This is a genomic window from Luteibacter aegosomatis (assembly GCF_023078455.1).
Lineage (GTDB): Bacteria > Pseudomonadota > Gammaproteobacteria > Xanthomonadales > Rhodanobacteraceae > Luteibacter > Luteibacter aegosomatis.
This window is the reverse complement of sequence record NZ_CP095740.1, coordinates 2,647,463-2,673,690: the sequence shown is the minus strand read 5'-3', so window position 1 is coordinate 2,673,690 and position 26,228 is coordinate 2,647,463. Positions and strand designations below refer to the sequence as shown.

At 67.8% G+C, this 26,228-nt stretch carries 26 protein-coding genes; 18 read left to right on the top strand and 8 right to left on the bottom strand.

The window, feature by feature from the left end; all coding sequences use genetic code 11:
* Positions 1-57: 57 nt before the first annotated feature.
* Positions 58-1,098: an L-glyceraldehyde 3-phosphate reductase gene (gene mgrA, locus L2Y94_RS11775; RefSeq protein WP_247366624.1), complete on the bottom strand. Its 1,041-nt coding sequence runs from the start codon at positions 1,096-1,098 to the stop codon at positions 58-60.
* Between the two features lie 196 nt (positions 1,099-1,294).
* On the opposite strand from mgrA, the gene L2Y94_RS11770 reads away from it, so the two are divergent.
* Genes L2Y94_RS11770 through tadA form a run of 3 tightly spaced genes read left to right on the top strand, consistent with a single transcriptional unit; the run spans position 1,295 to position 3,560 of the window.
* A complete protein-coding gene (locus L2Y94_RS11770) occupies positions 1,295-2,452 on the top strand; it encodes an NADH:flavin oxidoreductase/NADH oxidase (RefSeq protein WP_247366623.1) in 1,158 nt (385 codons plus the stop codon).
* Between the two features lie 53 nt (positions 2,453-2,505).
* A complete protein-coding gene (locus L2Y94_RS11765) occupies positions 2,506-3,093 on the top strand; it encodes a DNA-3-methyladenine glycosylase I (RefSeq protein ID WP_247366622.1) in 588 nt (195 codons plus the stop codon).
* Positions 3,093-3,560, top strand: a complete 468-nt coding sequence (gene tadA / locus L2Y94_RS11760; protein ID WP_247366621.1) for a tRNA adenosine(34) deaminase TadA — start codon at positions 3,093-3,095, stop codon at positions 3,558-3,560. The genes L2Y94_RS11765 and tadA overlap by 1 nt, the downstream gene beginning before the upstream one ends.
* Before the next feature lie 9 nt (positions 3,561-3,569).
* Here the strand turns inward: tadA and L2Y94_RS11755 are convergent, their stop codons facing one another.
* Together L2Y94_RS11755 and L2Y94_RS11750 are read right to left on the bottom strand one after the other, a co-directional pair.
* Positions 3,570-4,400 carry an NAD-dependent protein deacetylase gene (locus L2Y94_RS11755; protein ID WP_247366620.1) on the bottom strand — a complete coding sequence of 277 codons (831 nt, stop codon included), beginning with the start codon at positions 4,398-4,400 and terminating at the stop codon, positions 3,570-3,572.
* A 9-nt stretch (positions 4,401-4,409) separates the two neighbouring features.
* Positions 4,410-5,246, bottom strand: a complete 837-nt coding sequence (locus L2Y94_RS11750; RefSeq protein ID WP_247366619.1) for a hypothetical protein — start codon at positions 5,244-5,246, stop codon at positions 4,410-4,412.
* Between the two features lie 93 nt (positions 5,247-5,339).
* Between L2Y94_RS11750 and L2Y94_RS11745 the strand changes: the two genes are divergently transcribed.
* The 3 genes from L2Y94_RS11745 to yjjX all read left to right on the top strand — a co-directional run bounded on the left by L2Y94_RS11745 (position 5,340) and on the right by yjjX (position 8,488).
* A complete protein-coding gene (locus L2Y94_RS11745) occupies positions 5,340-6,014 on the top strand; it encodes a response regulator (RefSeq protein WP_247366618.1) in 675 nt (224 codons plus the stop codon).
* Between the two features lie 138 nt (positions 6,015-6,152).
* The gene (gene pgm / locus L2Y94_RS11740; protein WP_247366617.1) at positions 6,153-7,793 is read left to right on the top strand and encodes a phosphoglucomutase (alpha-D-glucose-1,6-bisphosphate-dependent); all 1,641 of its coding nucleotides are present in this window, start codon (positions 6,153-6,155) and stop codon (positions 7,791-7,793) included.
* Positions 7,794-7,927: 134 nt separating this feature from the next.
* On the top strand, positions 7,928-8,488 hold the full coding sequence (gene yjjX / locus L2Y94_RS11735) for an inosine/xanthosine triphosphatase (protein WP_247366616.1): 561 nt from the start codon (positions 7,928-7,930) through the stop codon (positions 8,486-8,488).
* Between the two features lie 36 nt (positions 8,489-8,524).
* Here the strand turns inward: yjjX and L2Y94_RS11730 are convergent, their stop codons facing one another.
* Entirely contained in the window at positions 8,525-9,283 is a 759-nt protein-coding gene (locus L2Y94_RS11730; protein WP_247366615.1) for a glucose 1-dehydrogenase, read from the bottom strand.
* A gap of 235 nt (positions 9,284-9,518) precedes the next feature.
* Between L2Y94_RS11730 and zwf the strand changes: the two genes are divergently transcribed.
* A complete protein-coding gene (gene zwf / locus L2Y94_RS11725) occupies positions 9,519-10,997 on the top strand; it encodes a glucose-6-phosphate dehydrogenase (protein WP_247366614.1) in 1,479 nt (492 codons plus the stop codon).
* Between the two features lie 6 nt (positions 10,998-11,003).
* Here zwf and L2Y94_RS11720 read toward each other — a convergent pair whose 3' ends face one another.
* Together L2Y94_RS11720 and L2Y94_RS11715 are read right to left on the bottom strand one after the other, a co-directional pair.
* Complete coding sequence (locus tag L2Y94_RS11720; RefSeq protein ID WP_247366613.1) at positions 11,004-11,258, bottom strand: hypothetical protein; 255 nt, start codon at positions 11,256-11,258, stop codon at positions 11,004-11,006.
* Positions 11,259-11,260: 2 nt separating this feature from the next.
* On the bottom strand, positions 11,261-12,031 hold the full coding sequence (locus L2Y94_RS11715; protein WP_247366612.1) for a MipA/OmpV family protein: 771 nt from the start codon (positions 12,029-12,031) through the stop codon (positions 11,261-11,263).
* Positions 12,032-12,163: 132 nt separating this feature from the next.
* On the opposite strand from L2Y94_RS11715, the gene L2Y94_RS11710 reads away from it, so the two are divergent.
* The 7 genes from L2Y94_RS11710 to L2Y94_RS11680 all read left to right on the top strand — a co-directional run bounded on the left by L2Y94_RS11710 (position 12,164) and on the right by L2Y94_RS11680 (position 18,634).
* Positions 12,164-12,850: a response regulator transcription factor gene (locus tag L2Y94_RS11710; protein WP_247366611.1), complete on the top strand. Its 687-nt coding sequence runs from the start codon at positions 12,164-12,166 to the stop codon at positions 12,848-12,850.
* Positions 12,837-14,174 carry a sensor histidine kinase gene (locus L2Y94_RS11705; RefSeq protein WP_247366610.1) on the top strand — a complete coding sequence of 446 codons (1,338 nt, stop codon included), beginning with the start codon at positions 12,837-12,839 and terminating at the stop codon, positions 14,172-14,174. Before L2Y94_RS11710 ends, L2Y94_RS11705 begins: the two co-directional genes overlap by 14 nt.
* 65 nt (positions 14,175-14,239) lie before the next feature.
* The gene (msrB, locus tag L2Y94_RS11700; protein ID WP_247366609.1) at positions 14,240-14,689 is read left to right on the top strand and encodes a peptide-methionine (R)-S-oxide reductase MsrB; all 450 of its coding nucleotides are present in this window, start codon (positions 14,240-14,242) and stop codon (positions 14,687-14,689) included.
* Complete coding sequence (msrA, locus tag L2Y94_RS11695; protein WP_247366608.1) at positions 14,686-15,186, top strand: peptide-methionine (S)-S-oxide reductase MsrA; 501 nt, start codon at positions 14,686-14,688, stop codon at positions 15,184-15,186. Before msrB ends, msrA begins: the two co-directional genes overlap by 4 nt.
* A gap of 71 nt (positions 15,187-15,257) precedes the next feature.
* Entirely contained in the window at positions 15,258-16,337 is a 1,080-nt protein-coding gene (locus tag L2Y94_RS11690) for a sensor histidine kinase (RefSeq protein ID WP_247366607.1), read from the top strand.
* Complete coding sequence (locus tag L2Y94_RS11685) at positions 16,334-17,134, top strand: LytR/AlgR family response regulator transcription factor (protein ID WP_247366606.1); 801 nt, start codon at positions 16,334-16,336, stop codon at positions 17,132-17,134. Before L2Y94_RS11690 ends, L2Y94_RS11685 begins: the two co-directional genes overlap by 4 nt.
* Positions 17,135-17,272: 138 nt before the next feature.
* The gene (locus L2Y94_RS11680) at positions 17,273-18,634 is read left to right on the top strand and encodes a serine hydrolase domain-containing protein (RefSeq protein WP_247366605.1); all 1,362 of its coding nucleotides are present in this window, start codon (positions 17,273-17,275) and stop codon (positions 18,632-18,634) included.
* A gap of 56 nt (positions 18,635-18,690) precedes the next feature.
* Here L2Y94_RS11680 and gph read toward each other — a convergent pair whose 3' ends face one another.
* Both gph and L2Y94_RS11670 read right to left on the bottom strand, forming a co-directional pair.
* Entirely contained in the window at positions 18,691-19,362 is a 672-nt protein-coding gene (gph, locus tag L2Y94_RS11675; protein WP_247366604.1) for a phosphoglycolate phosphatase, read from the bottom strand.
* A gap of 31 nt (positions 19,363-19,393) precedes the next feature.
* Positions 19,394-20,053 (bottom strand): TetR/AcrR family transcriptional regulator, encoded by a 660-nt coding sequence (locus tag L2Y94_RS11670; RefSeq protein WP_247366603.1) that lies wholly within the window; start codon positions 20,051-20,053, stop codon positions 19,394-19,396.
* Between the two features lie 115 nt (positions 20,054-20,168).
* On the opposite strand from L2Y94_RS11670, the gene L2Y94_RS11665 reads away from it, so the two are divergent.
* From L2Y94_RS11665 to L2Y94_RS11650, 4 genes are all read left to right on the top strand, one after another.
* Positions 20,169-21,653, top strand: coding sequence for an MDR family MFS transporter (locus tag L2Y94_RS11665; protein WP_247366602.1), 1,485 nt, complete (start codon positions 20,169-20,171; stop codon positions 21,651-21,653).
* Positions 21,654-21,769: 116 nt separating this feature from the next.
* Positions 21,770-23,020 (top strand): efflux RND transporter periplasmic adaptor subunit, encoded by a 1,251-nt coding sequence (locus L2Y94_RS11660; RefSeq protein WP_247366601.1) that lies wholly within the window; start codon positions 21,770-21,772, stop codon positions 23,018-23,020.
* A gap of 16 nt (positions 23,021-23,036) precedes the next feature.
* Positions 23,037-23,786 carry an ABC transporter ATP-binding protein gene (locus L2Y94_RS11655; RefSeq protein ID WP_247366600.1) on the top strand — a complete coding sequence of 250 codons (750 nt, stop codon included), beginning with the start codon at positions 23,037-23,039 and terminating at the stop codon, positions 23,784-23,786.
* A complete protein-coding gene (locus L2Y94_RS11650; RefSeq protein WP_247366599.1) occupies positions 23,783-26,227 on the top strand; it encodes an ADOP family duplicated permease in 2,445 nt (814 codons plus the stop codon). Before L2Y94_RS11655 ends, L2Y94_RS11650 begins: the two co-directional genes overlap by 4 nt.
* Position 26,228 lies beyond the last annotated feature (1 nt).

Genomic DNA, 26,228 nt, shown 5'->3' with positions numbered 1-26,228 from the left:
AGCAGGGGAGCCCGGCGCGATGATTCAGGGCGGGCGATAACGCCGCACGGCTCTTACTCACTTCCGCCCGATCGCTGACGAGACCTCCCACAGATCCACGCCACCGTCCCGGGCATGCTGGTCGATCTCCGCGAGCTCGGCGGCGCTGAAATCCAGCCGCTTCACCGCATCCAGCGAATCGTCCAGCTGCTCCACCGTGCGCGCACCGATCAGCGACGACGTGACGCGCGGATCGCGCAATGTCCACGCGATGGCCATCTGCGCGAGCGTCTGCCCGCGGCGCGTGGCGATCTCGTTGAGCGCGCGGATGTGGTTGAGGTTCTGCTCGGTGAGCATGTCCGACTTCAGCGAGCCTTCGCGTACGGCGCGCGCATCGTCGGGAACGCCGTTGAGGTACTTCGACGTCAGCATGCCCTGGGCGAGCGGCGAGAAGGCGATGCAGCCGGTGCCCAGCTCGCCCAGCACGTCGAGCAGGCCGCGCTCGATGTCGCGGTTGAGCATCGAGTAATTGGGCTGGTGGATGAACAGCGGCACGTTCTCGGCGGCCAGGATCTTCGCCGCCTCGCGGGTCAGTTCCGGCGAATACGACGAGACGCCGACGTACATCGCCTTGCCCTGGCGGTGCAGGTGAATCAGCGCGCCCATCGTCTCGTCCAACGGCGTGTCGGGATCGACGCGGTGGGAATAGAAGATGTCGACGAAATCCAGGCCCATGCGGCGCAGGCTCTGCTCGCAGCTGGCGATGATGTGCTTGCGCGTGCCGGTGGGGCCGCCATAGGGACCGGGCCACATGTCCCAACCGGCCTTGGTCGAAATCACCAGCTCGTCGCGGTGGGGACGGAAGTCCTGGGCCATCCAGCGGCCGAAATTCTCCTCGGCCGAGCCGAACGGGGGACCGTAGTTGTTGGCCAGGTCGAAGTGGGTCACGCCGCGATCGAAGGCACGGCGCAGGATGGCGCGGCCGGTCTCGAACCGGTCGACGCCGCCGAAGTTCTGCCACAGGCCGAGCGAGACGGCGGGAAGCACCAGGCCGCTGCGGCCCACCCGGCGGTAGGGCATGCCGCCGTCGTAGCGCTCGGGATTCGCGATGTAAGTCATGGGAGTCCGGTCCATTGCCGTGGGGAAGACCACCAAGCCTAACCGGGGCGCGCGGGCCTTGCCTACCGTGAACGGCCGTTCGCGGGTTCTTGCGTGCGGATTAGTGGACGCGCCGCGCCATCGGGTGCAAGAAGGCTTGCATGGTGCGAGGAAGTGCCCATAGTTCACGCATTCCTTTTTCTTCCCGGAGCTCCCCATGCCGCAGCCGGCACTCTTCAGCCCGCTTGAGGTACGCAACCTCGCATTGCCCAACCGCATCGTGATCGCGCCGATGTGCCAGTACTCGGCGCAGGATGGCCGGATGACCGACTGGCACACGATCCACCTGGGACAGCTGGCGCTCTCGGGAGCGGCACTGCTCACCATCGAGGCCACCGCCGTGTTGCCGGAAGGACGCATCACCTACGCCGACGTCGGCCTCTGGGACGACGCGACCGAAGAGGCGATGCGCCAGACCCTGGAAAGCGTGCGCCGCTGGTCGACCATGCCCGTCGGCATCCAGCTCGGCCACGCGGGGCGCAAGGCGTCCACCGACGTGCCGTGGGTGGGAGGCAAGCAGATCGCGCCCGGCACCCCAAACGGCTGGCAGACGGTGGCTCCGTCGGCCATTCCCTTCAGCGAGGGCGACGTGCCGCCGCTGGCCCTGGATCGCGAAGGCATGATCCGCATCCGCGACGCGTTCGCCGAGGCGGCGAAGCGGGCCGCGCGACTCGGCCTGGATTTCGTGCAGTTGCACGGCGCGCACGGTTATCTCCTGCACCAGTTCCTTTCGCCGCTGTCGAACCAGCGCACCGACGAGTACGGCGGTTCGTTGGAGAATCGCATGCGCTTCCCGCTGGAAGTGTTCGATGCGGTGCGTGCCGTCTTCCCCGCCGACAAGGCCGTGACGATGCGCCTGTCGGCCGAGGACTGGGTGGAGGGCGGCTGGGACACCGAGCAGAGCATCGCCTTCGTGAAGGCGCTTGAAGCGCGCGGTTGCGATGCGGTGCACGTCTCCTCCGCGGGGCTGCACGAGAAGCAGGACATCGCGGTGGGCCCGGGGTACCAGGTGCCGTTCGCGAAGCGGATAAAAGCCGCCGTGGGCATTCCCGTCGTGGCCGTCGGTTTGATCACCGACCCCGAGCAGGCCGAGAAGATCGTCGCCGACGGCGAGGCCGACATGATCGCGCTCGCCCGCGGCATTCTCTACGACCCGCGCTGGCCCTGGCATGCGGCCGCCAAACTCGGTGCATCCGTGCTCGCGCCCAAGCAGTACCTTCGTTCGCAGCCGTCGGGCCTGCGATCGCTGTTCCGGAACGACGGTGCCCTCGCATCGCCGCAGTGGACGCGCACCGACGACGACCGTTACGTGTAAACGCGCGGCGTGGCCGACGGGTACACTGAGCGCTCCTTTTCCGGAGAGCCCCGATGACACCGTCGGCACCGCCGTCCACGACGGCCCGCGAGCCCGCCCGTTGCGCCTGGGCGGGCAGCGATCCCCTCTACGGGCACTACCACGACACCGAGTGGGGCGTGCCCTTGCACGACTCCCGGATGCTCTGGGAACAACTGATGCTCGAAGGCTTCCAGGCCGGTCTGTCGTGGATCACGATCCTGCGCAAGCGCGATGCCTTCCGTAAGGCGTTCAAGGGCTTCGATCCGGTCAAGGTGGCCCGCTTCGGCGAAAGCGACGTGCTTCGCCTGCTGGACGATGCAGGCATCGTGCGTTCGCGCGCGAAGATCGAGGCCACCATCCAGGGCGCGCGCATCTACCAGGCGATGGCGGCCGCCGGCGAGGACTTCGACGGGTATTGCTGGTCGTTCACCGGGGGCAAGGTCATCCGTGGCAACGGACGCGACGTGCCGGCGCAGACGCCGCTGTCGGTCACGATCTCCAAGGACATGAAAAAGCGCGGCTTCAAGTTCGTGGGGCCGACCATCGTCTACGCGTGGATGCAGGCGGTAGGCATCGTCGACGACCATCTGCACGGCTGCTTCAGGCGTCGGGGGGCGTAATGCACGAGGTGTTTTCCGAGGCCGATCACGCGTTCATGGCCCGGGCCCTGGCGCTGGCCGAGTATGCGCGCGACGCCGAGGGCGAAGTACCGGTGGGCGCCGTGCTGGTGATGGATGGGCGGGTGGTCGGCGAGGGATGGAATCGCAACATCACCCTCAACGATCCCACGGCCCATGCCGAAATCCTGGCGCTCCGCGCGGCGGGGCAGGCGGTGTCCAATTACCGCTTTCCCGGTTCCACGCTCTACGTGACGCTCGAGCCTTGCACGATGTGCGCCATGGCGATGATCCACGCCCGCGTGGGCCGCGTGGTGTATGGGGCCACCGACCCAAAGACCGGCGCGGCCGGCAGCGTGTTCGACACCCTGGTGTCGCCGAAGCACAACCATCGCGTGGAAACGGTCGGCGGCCTCCAGGCCGAGGCGGCGGGCGACATGCTGCGGCGGTTTTTCCGCGAGCGGCGTTGAGCGGGAGGATCAGCCCGCGTAAGGGGCGAGCGCCTCGGCGACGCCCCGGTCGATCTTGAGCCCGATCAGCGGATCGGCGCGGGTGACGCCCCGATTGACCGAGGCGATGGGCAAGCCGCGGCGTGAGGCCTCCAGCACGAAGCGGTAGCCGGAATAGACCATGAGCGACGAGCCCACCACGAGCATGGCGTCGGCACGCGCCAGGTGCGCCCAGGCCGTGTCGACGCGGGCGCGGGGCACGTTCTCGCCGAAGAACACCACGTCGGGCTTGAGGATGCCGCCGCAGACCAGGCATTCGGGAATATGGAACGTGGAGAAATCCACGCCGTCGAGATCGGCGTCGCCATCGGGCGCGATGGTGGCCCGCAGGCTGAGCCAGTCGGGGTTGGATGCCTCGAGCCGGGCCTGCATCGCATCGCGGGTGGAGAGGTCGCCGCATTGCATGCAGCGCACGCGGTCGAGCCGACCGTGGAGATCCACCACGTTGAGGCTGCCGGCCTTTTCATGGAGACCGTCGACGTTCTGGGTGAGCAGCAACTCGATGCGGCCGGCGCGTTCCAGTGCCGCGAGCGCCCGGTGGGCGACGTTGGGATTCACGCCGGCGAAGTGCCGCCAGCCGATCATGCCGCGGGCCCAGTAGCGGGCCCGTGCCGGCGGCCCGCTCATGAAGGACTGCAACGTCATTGGAGGGCTGCGCTTCCATTCGCCGTTGCCGTCCCGGTAATCCGGTATGCCCGAGTCGGTGCTGATGCCCGCGCCGGTGATCACGAACAGGCGCGGGTGCGCGTCGATATAGGCGCGCAGCGGGTCGATGGCGAGGGCGGAAGCGGGCTGGTTCACGTCGGTGCACTATATCCGATGCGTGTCGACATGCGCCCGAAGGACGTCGAGCACGCGGCCCGCGTCGTGGCCGAAGCGGCGCACGGCGTTGTCCAGCCATTCGCTGCGCCCATGGGCCAGCCCGTGTTCCAGCGTGAGGCCGGTGCGCGCCAGTTCGGTGGCCTCGGCCATGCCGAGCACGCCGGATACCCGATGGAGCCAGGCCTGGAGTTCGGCCACGCCGCTCTCGGCCAGCAGGGCGTCGAGGGAGTGGATGTCCCGCTTGAGCGCGCCCTCGAGCGCATCGACGACGTGTTGCAGGGGTTCGTCGCCGCCGAGCGTCTTGCGCAGCGCGGCGACATCGATGTCGATGGATCGGGGCGGCAGGCTGAATTCAAGCTCGACGATGAGGTGACGCCGCCGACGCTCGTCGGTTTCGTCGTGCAGGGTGCCGCCGAGGGCATGGAGCAGGGGGGCGGCGTCCGCCAGCATCGCCGCGTCGGACGACGGACCGTCGTCGCCGAAGACGGTGACGGTGAAATGCACCAGCTGGCTGCTGGTGTCGTCGCCGACCACGTCGACATGCATGCTGATCTTCTTTTCGCTCGCGCGATGCAGCGCAAGGTCGAGGATCCGCGCCAGCACGATGCCGAGCGGGCCGAACGGACCGCGCAGGTCGGCGGCGAGGGCCGGATCGACGTCGAGGGTCAGCACGGTATCCATGCGACGGGCCTGTGGCGAGAAACGTCGGCCGATACGGCGCAGCAGGTCGGGCAGGGACGATGCGCGATGGACGCGTGCGCGCCGCTCGCCGTGGATGCGCATGCACGTGGAGTGAAACGCGTAGAGGCGCGGCGGCAGTGACATGATCCATGCACGTATGTTCAACTCGATGCCTCGCGCGGTAGGCAGAACGCCGGCACGGTGCGAAATGGACCTGCTTTGGAGAAGGGATTACTCATGGTTTATCGCGTCATCCTGGCCGACGATCATCCGGTCGTGCTGAAAGGACTCACCCTGGCCCTGACGAAGGATCGCCTCGCCGAGGTGGTGGGAGAGGCGCAGTCGCCTCGTGCACTGTTCGCCCTGCTCGACGACGTACCCTGCGACGCGCTCGTGACCGACTTCAGCATGCCGGGCGCCGAGGGTGACGGCCTGGAACTGCTTTTCGAGGTGAGGCGAAGGCACCCGTCGTTGCCCGTGATGGTGATCACCACGGTGATCAACCCGGCCCTCTATCGCGAAATGCTGGCCACGGGCGTGATGGCGCTGGTGGGCAAGGCGGGGGATGCGCGGGAGATCCCGGAGGCCTTCATGTGCATGATGTCGCAAAGCGTTTACCTCGGTTCGTCGGTACGTGAGCTGATGGGCCGCCCGTCGCGCGCCCGCGCCCGCGCGGGGCTCTGGGGCACGCTGACGGCCCTGTCGCCCCGCGAGCTGGAAGTGCTGCAGTTGTTCGCCTCGGGCCGCAACGTGTCGGAGATCGCCCGGGCGACCGGGCGGGGGCTGTCGACCGTGAGCCAGCAGAAGACCAATGCCATGCGCAAGCTGGGCTTGGGTTCGGACACGGAGATCTACGAATACGTCGACTATCTCCATCTCGGGAGATCCTCCGACCGCGGCGTACCACGATAGCCGTCGATGGCGTCCCAGGACATGGAAGAAATCTCAAATCCTTGTGGGTCTTGCACGCGCGGTTGACGTTGCAGTCAGGCAAGCGACCTACAATGCGTCGGTCGCGTGCCATGGGGCACGCTCGAGGAGAGCGCATCGGTGAGTACGAAAATCAGCCCGCTGGCGGGCAAGCCGGCGACGGACGGCAAGCTCGTGGACCTTGGCGCCCTGGTGGCGGCCTACGTGGACCTGAAGCCCGATCCCTCCGTGTCCGAGCAGCGCGTGGTCTTCGGTACCTCCGGGCACCGCGGCTCGTCGTTCGAGCGGTCGTTCAACGAATGGCACGTGCTGGCCGTGGCCCAGGCGATCTGCGATTACCGTAGGCAGGCCGGCGTGGATGGCCCCGTATACGTCGGCATCGACACGCATGCCCTCTCCCAACCGGCCTTCGAAAGCACGCTGGAGGTGCTGGCGGCCAACGGCGTGTACACCTTCGTCTCCGCCGATGGCGAATACACCCCCACGCCGGCCGTGTCGCACGCGATCCTGGTCCACAACCGTGGCCGGGAGCAGGGCAAGGCCGACGGCATCGTCATCACCCCCTCGCACAACCCGCCGGACAGCGGCGGCATCAAGTACAACCCGCCCCATGGCGGCCCGGCCGACACCGACGCCACCTCGTGGATCGCGAAGCGCGCCAACGAACTCATCGAGGGTGGGCTGCGCGACGTGAAGCGGATGCCGTTCGCGCAGGCGTTGAAGGCCTCGACGACGAAGTCCTTCGATTTCCTCCAGCTTTACGTGGGCGACCTCGGCGATGCGCTCGACCTGGAGATCGTGCGCGCGAACGGCGTGCGCATGGGCGTGGATCCGTTGGGTGGCGCGGGCGTGCATTACTGGAGCGCCATCGGCGAGCGGTACGGACTCAACCTCACCGTGGTGAGCGAGGTGGTCGACAAGTCCTTCGCTTTCATGTCGCTGGATTGGGACGGCAAGGTCCGCATGGATCCCTCTTCGTCGTACGCCATGCAGCGCCTCATCGGCTTGAAGGACGACTACGACGTCGCCTTCGCCTGCGACACCGACCATGACCGGCACGGCGTCGTGGCGCCCAGCGCGGGCCTGTTGCCTGCCAACCATTACCTCGCCGCGGCGGCGTGGTACCTGTTCCAGAACCGCCCGGGATGGCGGCCGGACGCCGCCATCGGCAAGACGGCGGTGAGCACGGGGCTGCTCGATCGCATCGCGGCGCACCTGGGCCGCCCCCTGCGCGAGGTGCCGGTGGGCTTCAAGTACTTCGTTTCGGGCCTTTACGACGGCAGCCTCGGTTTCGGGTGCGAGGAGAGCGCCGGTGCGTCGTTCCTCGCCAAGGACGGGTCGGCCTGGTCCACCGACAAGGACGGCATCGTGGCGGCGCTGCTCGCCGGCGAGATGACGGCGCGCACGGGACGCGACCCGGGCGAGATCTACCGAGAGATCACGGCGAAGCTGGGCGATCCCGCCAATGCCCGCATCGATGCGCCCGCCAACCATGCGCAGAAGCAGAGGCTTTCGAAGCTGACGCCGGAGCAGGTGGCCTCGAAGACCCTGGCGGGCGATCCGGTCGTCGAGGTGATCAACCAGGCCGGCGGCCAGCCCATCGGGGGCATCAAGGTCATGTCCGAGCACGGCTGGTTCGCGGCGCGTCCCTCGGGCACCGAAGACATCTACAAGGTCTACGGCGAAAGTTTCCGGGGCAAGGAACACCTCGAACGGGTGCTGGCCGAGGCGCAAACCATGGTGGACGCGGCGTTGGCCTGATTCCCATCGCGAACAGGGTCCGCCCCCTCCGGTAAAAGCGTGCCTGCCGGAGGGTGGGAGCGGACCCTGTCCGCGATTCCTGTGGAGCTTTGCCTGCCGGTACCATGGGCACCTGCCTATCGAGCCACGTCCCCATGTCTTCCTCCGACACCCAACCCATCCGCGTCCTCGTCGGATCGCGAAACCCCGTCAAGATCGGTGCCGTGCGCAACGCCCTGGCGCCTCTGTTCCCCGGCCGGCTGGTGGAATGCGAAGGCATGCAGGCCCCCTCGGGCGTGCCCGACCAGCCGATGACGGCGGCCGAGACCCGCGAAGGCGCGCTCAACCGGATGAATTTCTGCCGCCAGCATCGCGAGGCGGATTTCCACGTGGCGCTGGAAGGCGGCGTGGACGTGACCGTCGACGGTCCCGGCACCTTCGGCTATGTCGCCATCGCCCATCGGGAGCAGGTGTCGGTGGGGTGCAGTGCCTGGCTTCCGTTGCCGCCGGCGGTCTACGAGGCCTTGCTCGACGGCGAGGAACTGGGCCACGTCATGGACCGCCTGTTCGGCACGGTGAACATCAAGCAGCAGGGTGGGGCGATCGGCCTGGTGACCAACGGGCACGCCACCCGTGAAAGCGCCTATGCGCAGGCGCTGGTGCTCGCGATGGCGCCGTTCCTGCATCCGGACCTCTACGGCGCTGAGGCACCGTGACGCGGGAGCGTGGTGCGCGCTCCCGCGTCCCTTCGGTCAGCGCATGCCGCCGGCGGTGAGGAGCAGTTCGCCGGAGAGCCAGCGCGCGTCGTCGGAGGCCAGGAAGGTCACCACCGAAGCGATGTCGTCCGGCTGGCCGATGCGGCCGAGCGGCGTCTTTTCGATCATGGCTTTCTCGAAATCCGATGCCGACTCCGTGCCGGTGAATCCGGCCGTGTCGGTGCCTTCGGTCCGGACCATGCCGGGGTTGACCGAGTTGACGCGGATGCCGCGCGGACCGAGTTCCTGCGACAGCACGCCGGTGATGGCGTCGAGCGCGCCCTTCGTGGCGGTGTAGACGAGGCTGGCCGCCGGCGTGAGACGGGTGACGCCCGAGCCGATGTTGACGATGCTGCCGCCTTCGCCCAGGTGCTTCGAGGCGGCCTGGGTCACGTAGATCGCGCCCCGTACGTTGACGTCGAAGATGCGCTCGTAGTGGGTGTCGTCGATGTCGTCCAGCGGGCGGAACTCGTACACGCCCGAATTGTTCACCACGATGTCCAGACGTCCAAACGCCTTGACGGCCGCCTCCACCAGCGCTTCGGCCTCGGCCTTCTTCGAGACGTCGCCGCCCACGGCGATGGCCTTGCCGCCGGCGGCCTCGATATCGGCCACCACCTTGTCCGCGCCGGCCTTGCTCGACGCGTAGTTGACCACCACCGAAGCGCCGGAGGCGGCCAGCGAGCGGGCGATCGCCGCGCCGATGCCCTTGGACGCGCCCGTGACCACGGCGACCTTGTTCTGCAGCTTGCTCATGATTCGTTCCTGTTGGCTGTGGGGTCCGACCTCGGTCGGACGGATGCCCTCAAGGGCATGAGCCAAGGCATGGGGCTGGCAGCGGCCTGGAGTCATACCTCGCCATTCACAACATCTTTGAGCCACGATCACGAGTGAAATGATCAAGGCCGCTTGAAAGTGGATGGGGCCGCCTTATTCAATGGTGAGCCCCGCGGCGGCGACGCCGTCATCCCCTATCGCTGGAAACTTCCGCATGTCCACATCGAGCCCACTCGAACCGGTCGACACCTTCGACTACGTCATCTTCGGCGCCACCGGCGACCTCACGATGCGCAAGCTGCTGCCCGCGCTCTACCGCCGTTTCGCCGACGGCCAGGTGCCTGCCGACTCGCGCATCGTGGGAACGGCGCGCTCGCCGCTCGACGACGCGACCTACCGCGAGCGCGCACGCAAGGCGTTGGACGAGCACGTGGGGCAACAGGAGCGGGACGACGACATGGTGAACCGGTTCCTTGCCATGGTTCACTATGTCAGCCTCAACGGCGCGGACGAGAACGGCAACTGGGACGGCCTGCGCGACGTGCTCGGCGACGACGGTCGCGTGCGCGTGTTCTATCTCGCCACCGCACCGGCGCTGTACGGCGACGTCGCCCGTAACCTCGACGCCAAGGGCTTGCGCACCGACGCGTCGCGCATCGTGCTGGAAAAACCGATCGGCACCGACCTGGAGACGGCGCGTCGCGTGAACGAGGACGTGGGTCGGTACTTTCCCGAGAACAGCATCTTCCGCATCGACCACTACCTGGGCAAGGAGGCGGTGCAGAACATCATCGCCTTGCGCTTCGCCAATCCGATGCTCGAGCGGATGTGGGATCGCGAGTCCATCGAATACGTGCAGGTGACCGCGGCGGAAACCGTGGGCCTCGAGGGCCGTGGCGGTTATTACGACGGTTCGGGCGCCTTGCGCGACATGATCCAGAACCACCTGCTGCAGGTGCTGACCGTGGTGGCGATGGAGCGCCCGGCGTCACTCGACGCCGATGCGCTGCGCGACGAGAAGGTGCGCGTGCTGAAGTCGCTGAAACCGCTCGATCGCGACAACCTGCAAGCCAACGTGGCGCGCGGCCAGTACGTGGGCGGCACCAGCGGCGGCAAGGCCGTGCCGTCGTACAGCGACGAACTGGCGGGCGAGACGCCGAGCAAGACGGAAACCTTCGTGGCGCTCAAGGCCGAAATCGATACGCCGCGCTGGCGTGGCGTGCCGTTCTACCTGCGCTCGGGCAAGCGCATGCCGCGCAAGCTCACCGAGATCGTGGTGCAGTTCCGCGCGGGCGAGCCGGGGCTGTTCGGCGAAGCGCACCCCGGCAGCCGCCTGGTGATCCGCGTGCAGCCGGACGAGAGCGTGTCCCTGCCGCTGTTCGTCAAGCATGCCGGCACCGGGTTCGCGCTGGAGGAAGCCGATGCGTCGTCGAAGCTCAGCCAGCGCTCGCGTGCGGGATTCCACGATTCCTACGAGGGCCTGCTGCTGGACGCGGTCAAGGGTAGCCCGGCGTTGTTCGTGCGCAAGGACGAGACCGAGGCGGCGTGGGAATGGGTGACGCCGATCCTCGAGGGCTGGCGGCAGGACGCGTCGGGGCCGGATGCGTACGAGGCCGGTACCTGGGGACCGGCCTCGGCGCGGGAGCTTCTGGAGCGGGAAGGGCATGCCTGGGTGGAGGATGCCGCCGCCTGACCGCCGTCATTCGCCGAGCGGCGGCCTCGATGTTCGCGAAAGCGCTTCGCTCACGCCCTCGCTCCGTACCGTTCGCCCGGCGACGATCGATTCGAGCAGCTCGACCACGCGCTCGCCTTCACCGGCGAACGCGAGTTCCAGTGCGGTATAGCCGTTCAGTTCCTCGATCGGCGTGCCATGGATCCACTCCCATACGGCCTGCCGGTCAGGCTCGATGCGGTGGGCGAGGGTGGCGATGCGTCGCATGATGCCCTTGGCCATGGTCAGAAGCTGTGGCTGATGGCGAAGAAGAAACTGCGCGTATGGTCGGCGTCGACCATCGGGCTGTCCTTGATGGCGTCCGGAAGCCGCGTGTAGCGCATGCCGCCGGCGACGTTCCAGCGAGGCGAAAGCCGGTAGGCGGCCGCGAGATCGAGGTAGGGCAGGTTGCCGCCGCCGGCGCGATACGCGGCGAGCCCGCTGCGCGCCGCTTCGTTCGCGCCGATGCCGTAGTAGTAATCGTTGAGCGCGCCGTTGCGGCGCATGACGCCGACCGTGGGCGTGAGCGTGAGGTCGCCGCTGCGGATCGGATAGCCATAGCCCGCGTCGAGCTGCACGCCGCCGCCATGACCGGTGAATTCCTTCTGCGCGCTGGCCTTGAGCACGCCCCAGTCGGCCCGGTAACGCCAGGCCACGCCGGCCATGCCGGAGATGTCGCGATCCGACAGGCGCTTCAGCCGCGCATCGTTCGCGTCCTCATGCCGAAAACGTTCGGTCATCGGCGACGCCACCAGCGACAGTTCGCTCGACGCCGTGGTGAAGAGGCGGTAGCCGAACGACGCGCCGCGGAAGTAGAACGACTTGCCTTCGTAGTTGACCAGCGGCAACGGCCATGCCTTGTTGTCGTAGCTGCGGTACGGGCTGGGGCTCCATGCGGCGGCGACGCCGAGCGACCAACCGGGATGCCGCTCCGCATCCGCTTGCGCGTGGACGGCGGATGCGCCGAGGCAAGCGAATGCCACCGGCAGCAGGGCGCGGGAAAGAGAACACGTCATGTCAGCTAAGGCTCCGGGTGAGGGGGATCTCCATCGGAGCGGATCATCCGTGGCGCACATTGCCTCAACATTGCGCTGGCGGTGCGGGCGAATGCGCGTGCTAGCATCGCTCGCCGTAGCGAGGTGGGGCACATGCGGATATTGCTGGTCGAAGATGAACCGGAGATGGCGGAAGCCTTGCGGGTAGGACTGCACAGGCACGGCATGCTGGTGGACATCGCTCCCGACGCGGCTCGCGCATGCGAGGCGTTGCAATGCAAGGTGCATGACCTGCTGCTGCTCGATCGCCAGTTGCCCGACGGCGACGGCGTGACGCTCATCGCCAAGGCACGCGCGTGCTCGGCGGATCTTCCCGTCATCGTGTTGACGGCTCGCGGTTCGTTGGCCGATCGCGTCGAGGGCCTGGATCTCGGCGCGGACGACTATCTCGCCAAGCCGTTCGCGCTGGAAGAACTGCTCGCACGCATCCGGGCGATCTCCCGCCGGCCCGCGAAAGTGGTGTTGCCGACGGTGCAGGCGGGGCGCCTGCGATTCGATTTCGCCTCGCGCGAGGCGTACATCGACGGCGAATCGTTGCCGTTGCCGCGGCGGCAGGTGCTGTTGCTGGAGGCCCTGGTCTGTCGCCTCGGACGCACGGTGCAGCGCGACGTGTTGCTGGAAGCGGTCTACGGTTTCGACGATGCGATCCAGTCCAACGCGTTCGACGCGCACGTATCCAAGCTCCGTCGCGCGCTCGTCGACGCGAATGCGGGCGTCGAGATCCGCGCGATCCGCGGCATCGGTTACCTCCTGCGGGAATTGCCCCGTGGCGAAGGCTAGCCATTCGCTCCGGATGCGGCTCGCCCTGCGGCTGGGCGTGTTGCACGTGGTGATCCTCGTGGTCGTGATCGCCGCCATCGTCTGGAGCATCAGCCCGCCACGCACCTCGTTCGTCGATGCCAAGATCGCCGAAGCCATCGCGGATTCGCTCGAAGCGCGGGGTGACGCGCTCGTGCTGCGTCCCGATGCCGATCTGCGCCCGTTTCTCGAGCACGGCCCCCCGATATGGTTCGTGGCCGTCGACGAGCACGGGCGACGGCTCTCCTACGGGGCCGTGCCCGAGGTCTATCGGTCGCTGTCACAATCGCTGCGCGATCTGGAAGCCTCGGAAATCCACGCCAGCGGTTCGCCCGAACGGTTGACGCTGCGCATCCACACGCAGGACACGGACGACGGTCGGCTGCACCTGATGGTCGGCGGTGGCCGCCTGTTGAACGTCACGAACGCGTTCTACCTGATCACCTTGTGGCTGGGTTGGCGGATCGGCCTGCCGCTGGTGCTGGTGACGATGATCGCGGTGCCGTGGATCATCCACCGCTCGATGGCGGGCGTGGCCAAGGTGGCCAAGCAGGCCGAAGCCATCGACATCCGCGAGCGCGGCGTGCGGTTGGAGGATGCCGCCGTGCCCAGGGAGTTGCAGCCGTTGGTGCGGGCGTTCAACGAGGCCCTGGAGCGACTGGGCGAAGGCTATGAGGCACGCGATCGCTTCCTGGCCGACGCCGCGCACGAATTGCGCGCACCCATCGCCATCCTCGAGACGCGGCTGGAAAGCTTGCCTCCGGGCGACACGCGTACCCGCCTGCTGACCGACCTGGCGCGCCTGTCCAACCTCGCCGAACAGCTGCTCGACCTCCAGCGCCTGGGCAAGCAGGCGGCCGAACTGATACCCGTCGACCTGGTGTCGCTGGCCCGCGAGGTCAGCGCCGACGTGGCGCCTCTGGTGCTCGATGCGGGCTATGAACTGGCCATGGACGCGCCGGAGCGGCCGGTGCGGGTGATGGGCGATCGCCTTTCGTTGTCCCGCGCCTTCACGAACCTGTTCCAGAACGCCATCGTCCACGCGGGCGGACGTGGCCTGATCCACGTTCGGGTCACGGAGGAAGGCGCCTTCCAGATCACCGACGAGGGTCCCGGCATACCGCCCGAGCAGCGCGAGCAGGTGTTCACGCCGTTCTACCGTCTCAAGCCCAGCAGCGTGGGCACCGGCCTGGGCCTGCACCTGGTCCAGGAGATCGTCGCGCGGCACGGCGGGCACATCGGCGTGCTGGATGCGCCGGGCGGCGGCGCGCGGTTCGTGGTCCAGCTGCGTCCGGCACCCCGCTGAGGGATTGCATCTGGCGCGGCGGGCCGCATTATCTGGGGAGTTTCCCGTTCCCTCCGGAGAGCCTCATGTCCACGTATGGCAAGACCCCCGAAGCCCTTGCGAAGCTCACGCCCGAGCAGTTCCGCGTGACCCAGGAGAACGCCACGGAACGGCCGTTCCACAACGCGTTCCACGACACGAAGGACGCCGGCCTGTACGTCGACATCGTCTCGGGCGAGCCGCTGTTCACCTCGCTGGACAAGTTCGACAGCGGTTGCGGCTGGCCGAGTTTCACCCGGCCGGTCGAGAGCGCCCACGTGAAGGAGCTCCACGACGGCACCCACGGCATGGTCCGTACCGAGGTGCGCTCCACCCATGGCGACAGCCACCTGGGTCACGTCTTCCCGGACGGTCCGCGCGATCGCGGCGGCCTGCGTTACTGCATCAACTCCGCGTCGCTGCGCTTCATCCCCGTGGCCGACCTGGAGAAGGAAGGCTACGGCGACTACGCGAAGCTGTTCGGAGGTGCCGCATGAGCGAGAAAGCGATCCTGGCCGGCGGCTGTTTCTGGGGCATGCAGGACCTCATCCGCAAGCAGCCGGGCGTCATCGCCACCCGCGTGGGCTACACGGGTGGCGACGTGCCCAACGCCACCTACCGCAACCACGGCACCCACGCCGAGGCGATCGAGATCGAGTTCGATCCGGCGGTCACCAGCTACCGCAAGATGCTGGAGTTCTTCTTCCAGATCCATGACCCGAGCACGCTCAACCGCCAGGGTAACGATCGCGGCCTGAGCTACCGTTCGGCCATCTTCTACGTCGACGACGCGCAGAAGGCGGTGGCCGAAGACACCATCGCCGACGTGAACGCGTCGGGCCTGTGGCCGGGCAAGGTGGTGACCGAGGTCGCGGCGGCGGGTCCGTTCTGGGAGGCGGAGCCCGAACACCAGGATTACCTGGAGAAGTACCCCAACGGCTACACCTGCCACTTCATCCGTCCGGACTGGGTGTTGCCGAAGCGATCGGCCTGAACGTCGCGGCGCCGGCTCTGGTATAAGAGCCGGCGTCGGGCGTGTCCTTACCCGGCCTGGGGAGGACATCGATGCAAGTTGTCGGAAACGGTGCCGTGCCACGCTCCTCGTGGTTACGGCATCGCGCGTTTTGGGGCTGGCTGACGCTGCTGGTCGCCATCGCCTTGTTGCGTGCCACCAATCGTTACCTGATCGGCGTCGCCAGCCATGAGATCACCCCGTTCACGCCCAAGCTGATCGAGGAGCTGACCGGCGCGCTGAGCTTCGGTGCCTGCCTGCCGCCGCTGTTCATGGCGCTGCGGCGCATGCGGCCGACGTTCGCCTCGCATCTGTGCCTGTTCGCCATCCTATCGGTGGTGCAGAGCAGCCTGATGATCGTCTCCCGCCAGGGGGTGTTCCGCCTGGCGAACCTCGCGGACTATGCCTATCCGCCCACCGTCTGGCGCTACCTCATGGAAGTGCCGACGCAGCTCTTCTTCTACGTGGTGATCGCCTTCGGCCTATGGCTGTTCGACCGCTATCGCGAGGGCCAGGCGCGCGAGTTGCGCGCGGTGCAACTGGAGTCGGCGCTCTCCGAGGCGAGATTGGAAGCCCTCCGGCTGCAACTGAATCCCCACTTCCTCTTCAATACGCTCAACGCCGTGTCGGAACTGATGTACGACAGGCCGCGCGTGGCCGACGAGATGCTCTCGCGCATCGGTGGGCTGCTGCGCGCCACCCTGTCGGCCAGGTCGCAGGAGCATTCGCTGCTCGACGAGTGGCGCCTGTTGTCCCTTTACCTCGATATCCAGCGCGCCCGTTTCGGCGAGGGACTGGATGCCCGCGTGCGGCACGACCCGTCGCTCGATGGACTTCGCGTGCCCTTCCTCGTGTTGCAGCCGCTGGTGGAAAACGCCATCGAGCATGGCGGCTGCGGCGACGACCGGCGCGTCGACGTGGACGCGTCACGTGAATCGGGGCGGATCACGGTGCGTGTCCGCGACTTCGGCGGCGGCACGCCGCAGGCCGGTCATGGCATCGGCCTGGGCAACGTCGATGCGCGGCTGCGCCACCTCTACGGCGACGAGGCCGGCGTGCGTCTGGAGCCCGTGGAAGGCGGCGGCAGCCTGGTCACGCTGTGGTGGCCCGCACGCCCATGGGAGCTGGCATGAGCCTGCGCGCGGTGGTGATCGACGACGAGGCCCCGGCCCGGGCCAAACTTCGCCGCTATCTCGCCGCCAGCGACGGGCTGGCCTGGGTGGGAGAGGCGCATGACGGTCCCGGCGCCGTCGGCCTGGTGCATCGCCTGCGGCCTGACGTGATGTTCCTCGACATCAGCATGCCGGGCATGGACGGATTCGCCGTGCTGCAGGCGCTGGGCGATCCGCTGCCCGCCGAGGTGGTGTTCGTCACGGCGCACGACGACTACGCCGTGAAAGCGTTCGAGGTGCACGCGTTCGATTACCTGTTGAAGCCGGTGGGGCCGGAGCGTTTCGATGCGCTCGCGCGTCGCTTGCGCGATCGACTCGTGCCGGCACGGGCCGCGGAAGCGCGGGTGGACGGCCTGCTCGGCGCGTTGCCGACGCCCACTCACTATCTGGAGCGGTTGCTGCTGCCGGTGGCGGACGCGGCCGAGCTGGTGCGGATGGAGCGTGTCGACCGGATCGTTTCCGACCGTAACTACCTCCAGGTGTACGTGGAGGGCCGGGCGCATCGCCTGCGTGGCACGCTGGATACGATGCTCGCCCGGTTGCATCCGTCGCATTTCGTGCGTGTGAACCGTTCGACCATCGTGCGGCTGGATGCCATTCGCGAGGTGCAGCCGTGGCCGGACGGGGAGCAGCGGCTGTTGCTGGCGGACGGGGCGCGGGTGACGTGGACGAAGCGGTATCTGGACGAGGCTTCGACGAGCCTGGGGCTGTCCTCTCCGTCGGGATCGCGGACAGGGTCCGCTCCCACCGTTCGGTAGCAAATCACCTACCGAAGGGTGGGTCCGCGGTCCCTACGGAGCGCTTTCGTCCCGTCGCGGGGCGGGTTCGTCCCTGGTTGCACACCGGCCCGTGCATCGATCGCCGCAGACTTTCTCCATCCCACGGAGAAACCCGCAATGGCAAAGAAAACCCTGATCGTGGCCGGTGTGCTGTTGGCGCTCGGCGCTGGTGCCTGGACCATGGCCCGACCCGACCGGCTGCTGCGCACGGGTGCGGGTGTCGCCGCCCACCACGTATGTTCGATGACCTTCGTCGGCCGCCAGGATCCGCGGACGACATTCCGCGAACTCGTGGTGCCGATGATCGGCGACGTCGGCGGCCTGCTGCTCACGCCCCACGTGCTGCGCGATCGCGTGGAAGTGACCGGCCCGTTCGGTGGCCTGCTGGCCGCGGCCGATGACACGCCCGGCTACGGCTGCCGGCTGGACCTGCCGGGCAACCGGCCGCTGGTGGCCGACGCCACCCGTCACGCGCCGCGCGCGGATGGTTTCGCGCCGGAGCATCCCGTGTCGTCCGCCGATCCGCGCCTGTCGGCTGCCCTCGACCGTGTTTTCGCCGAGCATGCCGAGGGTTCGCCCAAGCACGTCAAGGCCGTGGTCGTGGTGAAGGACGGTCGCGTGGTGGCCGAACGCTATGCGCCCGGCGTGGATGAGCACACGCCGCTGATCAGTTTCTCGGTGGCGAAATCGTTCACCAATGCGTTCATCGGCGTGCTGGCCCGCCAGGGCAAGGTGGACGTGAAGGCACCGCTCGGCGCCCCGGAATGGAGGGACGGGCGATCCGCGATCACGGTGGAGAACCTCATGCGCATGAGCAGCGGTTTGGACGCCGACGAGTCGGAATCCGCGTTCAGTTTCGTCGCGAAGATGGAATTCCTGCACGCCGACATGGCCGGTTTCGCCGCCGCGCAACCGGCGAAGGAGGCCCCTGGCACGCGCTGGGAATATACCTCCGCCGACACGCTGCTGCTCGACCGCAAGATCGGCGATATCGTAGGTGGCGGACCGGCGGGGATGCGCGACTTCGCCCGGCGGGAGCTGTTCGACAAGCTCGGCATGGGCGATGTCACCATGGAATTCGACGGGCAGGGCACCTTCGTCGGCTCGACCTACGTCTACGCCACGGCGCGCGATTACGCCCGCCTCGGGCAGTTGTACCTGGAAGACGGCGTGGCGCCGGACGGTACGCGCCTGCTGCCCGAAGGCTGGGTCGCATGGTCGCGCATGTCCACCCTGGGCTCGCCCTACGGCGCGGGATTCTGGACCAACGACGGGCCGAGCGACGTGGCGAAGATGCGCGTGGACGGCGGGTTTCCGAAAGACGGCTTCTTCGCCAGCGGCGTGATGGGCCAGCGGATCTACGTGGTGCCGTCGCAAGGCATCGTCGTGACGCGTTTCGGGTATTCGGCGCCGCCGACGTACGGGATCGAGGACGACGTTGGGTTGATCGCGGCGGCGATCGAGGCCTATCGGCGATAACCGATTGCCTCGCCGTAGGCACCGGCGCAGGCCGGTGCCTACGGCGAAACGCCAGGTCAGGCGGCAGAGCTTTCGATCTTCAACCCGGGCACGTTCAACAGATCTTCCATGCGATCGATCACCGCCAACGCCCCCACGCCGTGGATATCGAGCGACTTGCGATACCCGTAGCTCACCATCACGAAGGCGACGCCCGCATCCTTGGCCGACAGCACGTCGCTCTCCGAATCGCCCACCATCAGCACCTCGTCCAGCGGCACGCCGGCCTTTTCGGCGAGATACGTCAACGGCACGCCGCTGGGCTTGCGCTGGGGCAAGGTATTGCCGCCCACGATGTCGTCGACGTACGCAAGCATGCCCCGCGCCTCGAGCAGGGGGCGAACGAACTCCTCGTTCTTGTTCGTGCACACGGCCAGCTTCACGCCGCGCGCGTGCAGGGCCTTCAACGTATCGACCACGCCCTCGTAGGCGATGCCGTCGAGCGCCGTTTCGGCGTAATGCTCGAGGAACCCGGGCATCACGTCGTCGATGTCCGCATCGCTGCCGGCATCCTCGAACGCGTAGGTGATCAGTTGGCGCGAGCCTTCGCCCACCCAGCCGGTGATCGTCGTCACGTCGTAGGTGGGCAGCTTCCAGTCGCTGAGCGTGCGGTTCACCGCTTCGGCGATATCGGCCGCGCTGTCCACGAGGGTGCCGTCGAGGTCGAAGATGACCAGGGAAAAAGACATGGGGGAAACTCCGGAAGGAACGTCGATGATTCTAACGGGGCCGCAGGCCCTGCCTGAGCAGCGCGACGGCGTGCCGCGCGATGTCGGCTGGCGTGACGTGGCCGCGGATGGGATCGCCCTTCCAGCGTCGCGACGCCGTCATGGGCAGCACGGTGAGGCTGAGCACCGTACCCAGGAGCAGGGCCGGGTCGAGTTCGGGATTGAGCTTGCCGTCCGCCTGCCAGCGGCGGATGGTCTCGATCAGCCGCGCGGGCCGCCCGTCGTCGCCCATGCGCCGGCGGATGTGATCCTTGAACACGTGGCTGTCGCTGAGCATCTCGCCGAAGATCACCGGGCCGACCCAGGCGTGCTCGGCGGCCAGCTCGATGAAGCGCTGGGCCAGCTCGGTGAACGCTTCGACGGGATCGTCGGCGTGGGTCTCGAAGATGCCGCCGATGCGTTGTCGCATGGGCAGGATATGTTCGTCGTAGATCACGTCGAACAGCTGCTCGCGGGTCTTGAAGTAGTAGTGCACCGCGGCCGGCGTCATGCCCGCCTCGCGGGCGATGGAGGCGAGGGTGGTTTCGGCGTAGCCCTGGTAGGCGAACAGGCGCAGCGCGATGTCGATCAGGCGCTGGCGCTGGTCGGGGCCGTCGGGCTGGGAGGGCGGACGGCCGGGGCGCCGTCCGCGTCGGGGAGTGGGGGCGGACACGAGGTCTCCAGCGGTACTTATCCGGTACATGGATAGCATGGCGGGCGGCACATTGACGATGCCCTGGCGTGGATCATATATTAAATCAACCATTAATTAATTTCAGCGAGCCGCCGTGTCCACTCCTACGCCCGCGACCGCGACGCCGTCGCTACGCCTGCTTTTCCCCGCGCTGATGCTGGCCATGCTGCTGGCCGCGCTCGACCAGACCATCGTCTCCACTGCCTTGCCGACCATCGTCGGGGAGCTGGGGGGCTTCGACCAGCTCTCGTGGGTGGTCACCTCCTACCTGCTGACCTCCACGGTGGTCGTGCCGCTGTACGGCAAGTTCGGCGACCTCTACGGCCGCAAGGTGGTGTTGCAGGTCGCCATCGGCATTTTCCTGGCCGGCTCCATGCTCTGCGGCATGGCGCAGGACATGACCCAGCTGATCCTCATGCGCGCGTTGCAGGGGCTCGGCGGCGGCGGCCTGCTGGTGGTGACCATGGCCGCCATCGGCGACGTGATCCCTCCCGCCGAACGCGGGCGTTACCAGGGCCTGTTCGTCGGCACCTACGGGCTGGCAACGGTGGTCGGCCCGCTGCTCGGCGGATTCCTCGTCGACCACCTCTCGTGGCGCTGGATCTTCTACGTGAACCTGCCGCTGGGCGTGGTCTCGCTCCTGGTGATCGCCACGGCCTTCCATCCCCACGTGCGCCACGTGAAGCACCGCATCGACTATTGGGGCGCCGGGTGGCTCACGCTCGCCCTGAGCTGCCTCATCCTGTTCACCACCGAGGGCGGCACGGTGTTGCCGTGGTCGTCGCCGCAGTTGTGGTTCATCCTCGGCTTCGCCGTGGTGGGGGCGGTCGGTTTCGTCTACGAGGAGAGCGTGGCCGAAGAACCCATCATTCCGTTGGGGTTGTTCCGCCATCGCACCTTCCTTCTCAGTTGCCTCATCGGCCTGTTCGTCGGCGCGGCCTTGTTCGGCTCCACCACGTTCCTTCCGTTGTACCTCCAGGTGGTCAAGGGCGTGTCGCCCACGGGAGCGGGCTTGCAGCTGCTGCCTCTGATGGGCGGCGTGCTGGTGAGTTCCATGGTGAGCGGCCGCGTGATCAGCCGCATCGGTCGCTATCGCATGTTTCCCATCGTCGGCACGTTCATCGCCACGATCGCGCTGCTGCTGCTCGGCACGCTACGCGACGACACGCCTCTGGCCGTGATCTACGCCTACGCTGCGCTGCTCGGGCTCGGCCTGGGCATGGTGATGCAGGTGCTGATCCTCGCCACCCAGAACAGCGTGGACATGCGCCTGCTCGGCGTGGCCACCTCCGGCGTGACCCTGTTCCGTTCCATCGGCGGATCGCTCGGCGTGTCGGTGTTCGGAGCGATCTTCAGCGACGGGCTGGCTTCGCGGTTGGGCGGCGCGGCCACGCAGGGGCCGCATGGCATGGGGCCCGATGCGTTGAACAAGCTGCCCCCGGCGCAGCACACGGCCTACGTCCACGCGTTCGGCTCGTCGCTGCATACGGTCTACCACGTGGCCGCCGCCGTGATCGCCATCGCCTTCGTGCTGGCCTGGGGCATGCGCGACGTGCCGCTGCGTAGCGCGAAAGGCTGAAACGATCGAAGGTACGCGGGCGGACAGGGGGTGTCCGCCTGCGTACGCTCAGCGACATGCAAGCCACCGCCGCAAGCCATTCGTAGCGTTGGCACGTCCCGTGCACTGAGGCACGCATGGACATCGCCAAACCCTCCACCCCCATCCTCCGACGGCCGAGAACCCTCTGGCTCGCCGGCGGCACCGCCGCCCTCGTCGTCGTGCTCGCCGCCTCCCTGGCCCTCGGCAAGGCCGCTCCGTCGGTCACCCGCTCCGACGTCTGGATCGGCACCGCGCAACTGGGCGAGATGAAGCGCGAGATCCGCGCCAACGGCACGCTCATACCGAGACAGATCCGCTGGATCACGGCCGGTGCCACGGCCACCGTGCAGCAGGTGATCGTCGAGCCCGGCGCGCGGGTCGCGGCGGATACCGCGATCCTGCAACTGGTCAATCCCGAATTGCAGGCGAACTTCGAAAAGCAGAAGGCGGCCCTGGCCGGTGCCGAGGCCGCCGTGTCGGCGCAGCGCGCCTTGCTGCAGTCCCAGTTGCTCGATGCGCAGGCTGTCCGCACCCAGGCGGAATCCGACCTGCTCACGGCGGACATCAAGCGTATCGCCAACGAGCGCGCGTTCGACAAGGGCGCCTCCGCCGCCATCGAGGTCAAGCAGAGCCAGATCACCGTGGAGCAGGACCGCAAGCGCCTGGATATCCAGGCGCAACGCGTGGCGGCCATCCGCAACAACATCGTCGCGCAGATGCGCTCGGAAGAAGCCAAGCGCGACGAGGCGGCCAGCGCGCTGGAGATCGCTCGCCAACAGCTGGAATCGATGAGCGTGCGCGCCGGCATCGACGGCATTCTCCAGCAGGTGGACGTCGAACCCGGCCAGCAGATCGCCGCCGGCGCCAAGCTGGCGCGGGTCGCCCGGCCGAACGAACTCATTGCCCGGCTCCTGGTGCCGGAGACCCTGGCCAGCAGCCTCACGCTCGACCTGCCCGTGGACGTGGACACGCGCAACGGCATGGCGCGCGGGCGGCTGATCCGCGTGGATCCCTCCGTGCGCAACGGTGGCGTCGCCGTCGACGTGGCCTTCGACAAACCGCTTCCCGCCGGAGCGAGGCCCGATCTGTCGGTGGACGGGCGGGTCGTCCTGGGTACGCTGCCTCACGTCGTGAACATCGGCCGCCCCTACGGCGCGGCACCGGATACCACGGGCAGCCTGTTCGTGGTGCATGCGGGCGAAGACACCGCCCATCGCGTGCCCGTCCGCTTCGGCGCCATGTCGAGCGACCGGGCCGTGGTGCTGGAGGGCCTGCATGCGGGCGACCAGGCCATCCTTTCGGATACCAGCCAGTGGAATGGCTATGACACCCTACGTTTACGCTGATATGGAGAACCGTCGCATGAACCATGAGCCGCTGATCCGCCTGGAAGGGCTGGGGAAGGTGTTCCATACCGACGAAGTGGAGACCCACGCGTTGTCCGGCGTGTCGCTGGACATCGCCGCGGGCGACTTCGTGGCGATCACCGGCCCCTCGGGTTGCGGCAAGTCCACGCTGCTGTCGATGCTGGGCCTGCTCGATTCGCCGTCGTCGGGGCGTTTCCTGCTCGACGGTGCCGACGTGGCGGGACTGGACCTGCGCAGCCAGGCCCAGGTGCGCAACGCGAAGATCGGCTTCATCTTCCAGGCCTTCAACCTCATCGCCGACCTCACGGTGGAGGAGAACGTCGCGCTGCCGCTGACCTTTCGCAGCGACTATCGTCGCGACGTGGCCCAACGCCGCGTGCGCGACGTGCTCGATCAGGTCGGCATGAGCCATCGCCATCGCCACTATCCGGGGCAGCTTTCGGGCGGCCAGCAGCAGCGCGTCGCCGTGGCGCGCGCGCTGGTCGGCGAGCCGCGCATCCTGCTCGCCGACGAACCCTCGGGCAACCTCGATTCGCGCAACGGCGAGGCGGTGATGCAACTGCTCGAACAGCTCAACCGCGACGGCGCCACCTTGTGCATGGTCACCCACGATCCGGCGTTCGCGCGTCGCGCCCATCGCGTGGTGCACATGCTCGACGGACGCATCGTCGACGAAGACACCTTCGAACGGATGCGCAACGAAGACGACAAGCCGATGCCGCTGCTGCAGGAATCGAACACATGACGACCGCCGCCGTCGCGGTGGGCGAGTTCCGCCAGGCATGGCGAGGACTGCTGCGCCGCCCCGCCTTCTTCCTGCTGGCGACATTCACCCTCGCGCTCGGCCTGGGCGCGGTCACCGCGATGTTCGCGCTGCTGGACAAGGCGCTGCTGCAACCGCTGCCGTTTCCCCATGCGGACAGGCTGGTCACGCTCGGTTTCGTCGACAGCGAGAATCCGAGCATGAATTCGGTGGCGCCGGTCTACTACGCTCGCCTGAAAGCGATCTCGTCGGTGGAATCGGCGGGGATGGCCATGGGAGGGTCCGCGGACATCAATATCGCCCCCGACGACCACGCCGAAGTGGCGACCGCATGGCGCGCCGACCGTGATTTCGTGGCGACCTTCGGCCTGCCGATGGCGATCGGGCGCAATTTCGACGACGCGGAAAACCGTCCGAACGGCCCCAGGGCGGTGATCCTGTCGGATGCGTTCTGGCGCAGCCGCTTCCGCGCCGATCCCTCGGTGGTGGGGCGTACGTTGCAGGTCGAAGGGAAGGGCATGCAGATCGTGGGCGTGCTGCCGAAGACGTTTCGGTGGCCGCAACATGTCGACCTCATCGTCTCGATGCAGCCGGACCTCGCGTCGACCGATTCGTCGATGAACCAGATGATCGTGGCGCGCCTGAAACCGGGTGCCACCGTCGCCGGCGCATCGGCGGAAACGGCGAGCGTGATGACGTCGATCCTCATCGCATCGTCATCCAACCCGGAGCGGATGCGCGAAGCCCTCGCCAACTCGCAACCGCCTGCCGCGATACCCATCACTCGAAGCATCTTCGCCAGCACGACGGGAAATGCCTTGTGGCTGTTCCTCGGTGCGGCGGTGTGCGTGCTGTCGATCGCCGTCGTCAATCTCGCCGGACTGGTGTTCCTCCGTTCGCTGTCGCGGACCCACGCGAGCGCCGTGCGGGCCGCGCTGGGATCGTCGATGGGACGCCTGAGCCTTCCCGCGTTCGCCGAAGGCCTGCTCATCGGCATCGTCGGCGCGGCGGGAGGGCTGGTGTTCGCCTGGATCGGCCTGCGCCTGCTCGGCGGGTTCGTGCCACCCGCCTGGCTTCGCGGCGAAGACGTGTCGCTCACCGGCACGAGCGTCGCCTTCGCCGGGATCGCCGGCATCGGAGCCGCCATGGCCGCGACCCTGCTGGCCGTCGTGCGTGGGCGTCGGCGGGAATGGCGCAGCCAACTGGTAGGTGGTGGCCGTGGCGGCCTGAGCCGTGAAGACGGACGCCTCGGGCGGGTGCTGGTGGTGGCGCAGATCGCGGTGGCGGTGGTGCTGCTGGTCGGAGCGGCCCTGTTCACCCGCACGTTGCGCGAGCTGCAATCCGTGCCGATGGGGTTCGCCAGCCATGGCGTGACCACCTTCACCCTCTCGCCGGTCAAGGCGCGCTACCCGACGTCCGCCGACGTGGCGGTGCTGGCGCGGGGCGTGATCGACCGGTTGCTGCGTTCGCCCGGCGTCGAGGCCGCGGGCGCGTCCACGAACCTGCCCACGGGCACGCAGCTCAACTGGCCGATCGTGCTGCCGAACCATTCGATGATCGCGGGCCAGTACCGGATCGTCAGCCCGGGGTTTCTCGATGCGGTGGGCATCCCGCTGCTGGCGGGCAGGGGCATCGCCGAAACGGACGCCTCCACGGCCGATCCCGTCTGCGTGGTGAGCGCGAGCTTCGCGCGCGAGTACTTCGGCGGCGATGCCATCGGACATGCCGTGACGATGCCGGCCGGCGAAAAGACCCTGGCCTTGCGCATCGTCGGCGTCGTCGGTGACGTCCGGCAATTCGGTCCGGCGGAAATGGCCCCACCCATCGTCTATACGGCGTTGAACCAGGTGCCTCCCCCCATCTGGGCCACGCTGCGCGACTTCGGTCCGCTGAGTTTCGCGCTTCGCCTGCACCCCGGCGTGGGCCTCGACGACGGTGCGTTGCGCAAGGCCGTCGAGGACGTGGCGCCCGGCCAGCCGATCTCGAACGTGAGGACGCTCGACGCGGTGGTCGCCTCGACGACGGACGCGCAGCGCCTCAACCTGATGCTGGTGGGCCTGTTCGCCGGACTGGCCCTGCTGCTCGCCTCGGTGGGACTCTACGCGGTCATGTCGGTCGGCGTGGCGGCCCATCGCCACGACTATGGCGTGCGCGCCGCGCTCGGCGCGACCCGGCGGCGCCTGCTGCTCACGGTGCTGCGTTCGGCATCGGTCCAGGTCGGCCTGGGCCTGGCCATCGGCCTTGCCCTGGCCATGGCGGTGTCGCGCTTGCTCGCGAGTTTCCTTTTCGGCGTCAAGGCCTTCGATCCGCTGGCCATCGGCTCGGTCCTGCTCGTCCTGGGTACCTGTGGGCTCCTCGCGAGCCTGCCACCGGCTTGGCGTGCCGCGCGGGTGAAACCCATGCAGGCCCTGCGCGTGGATTGAT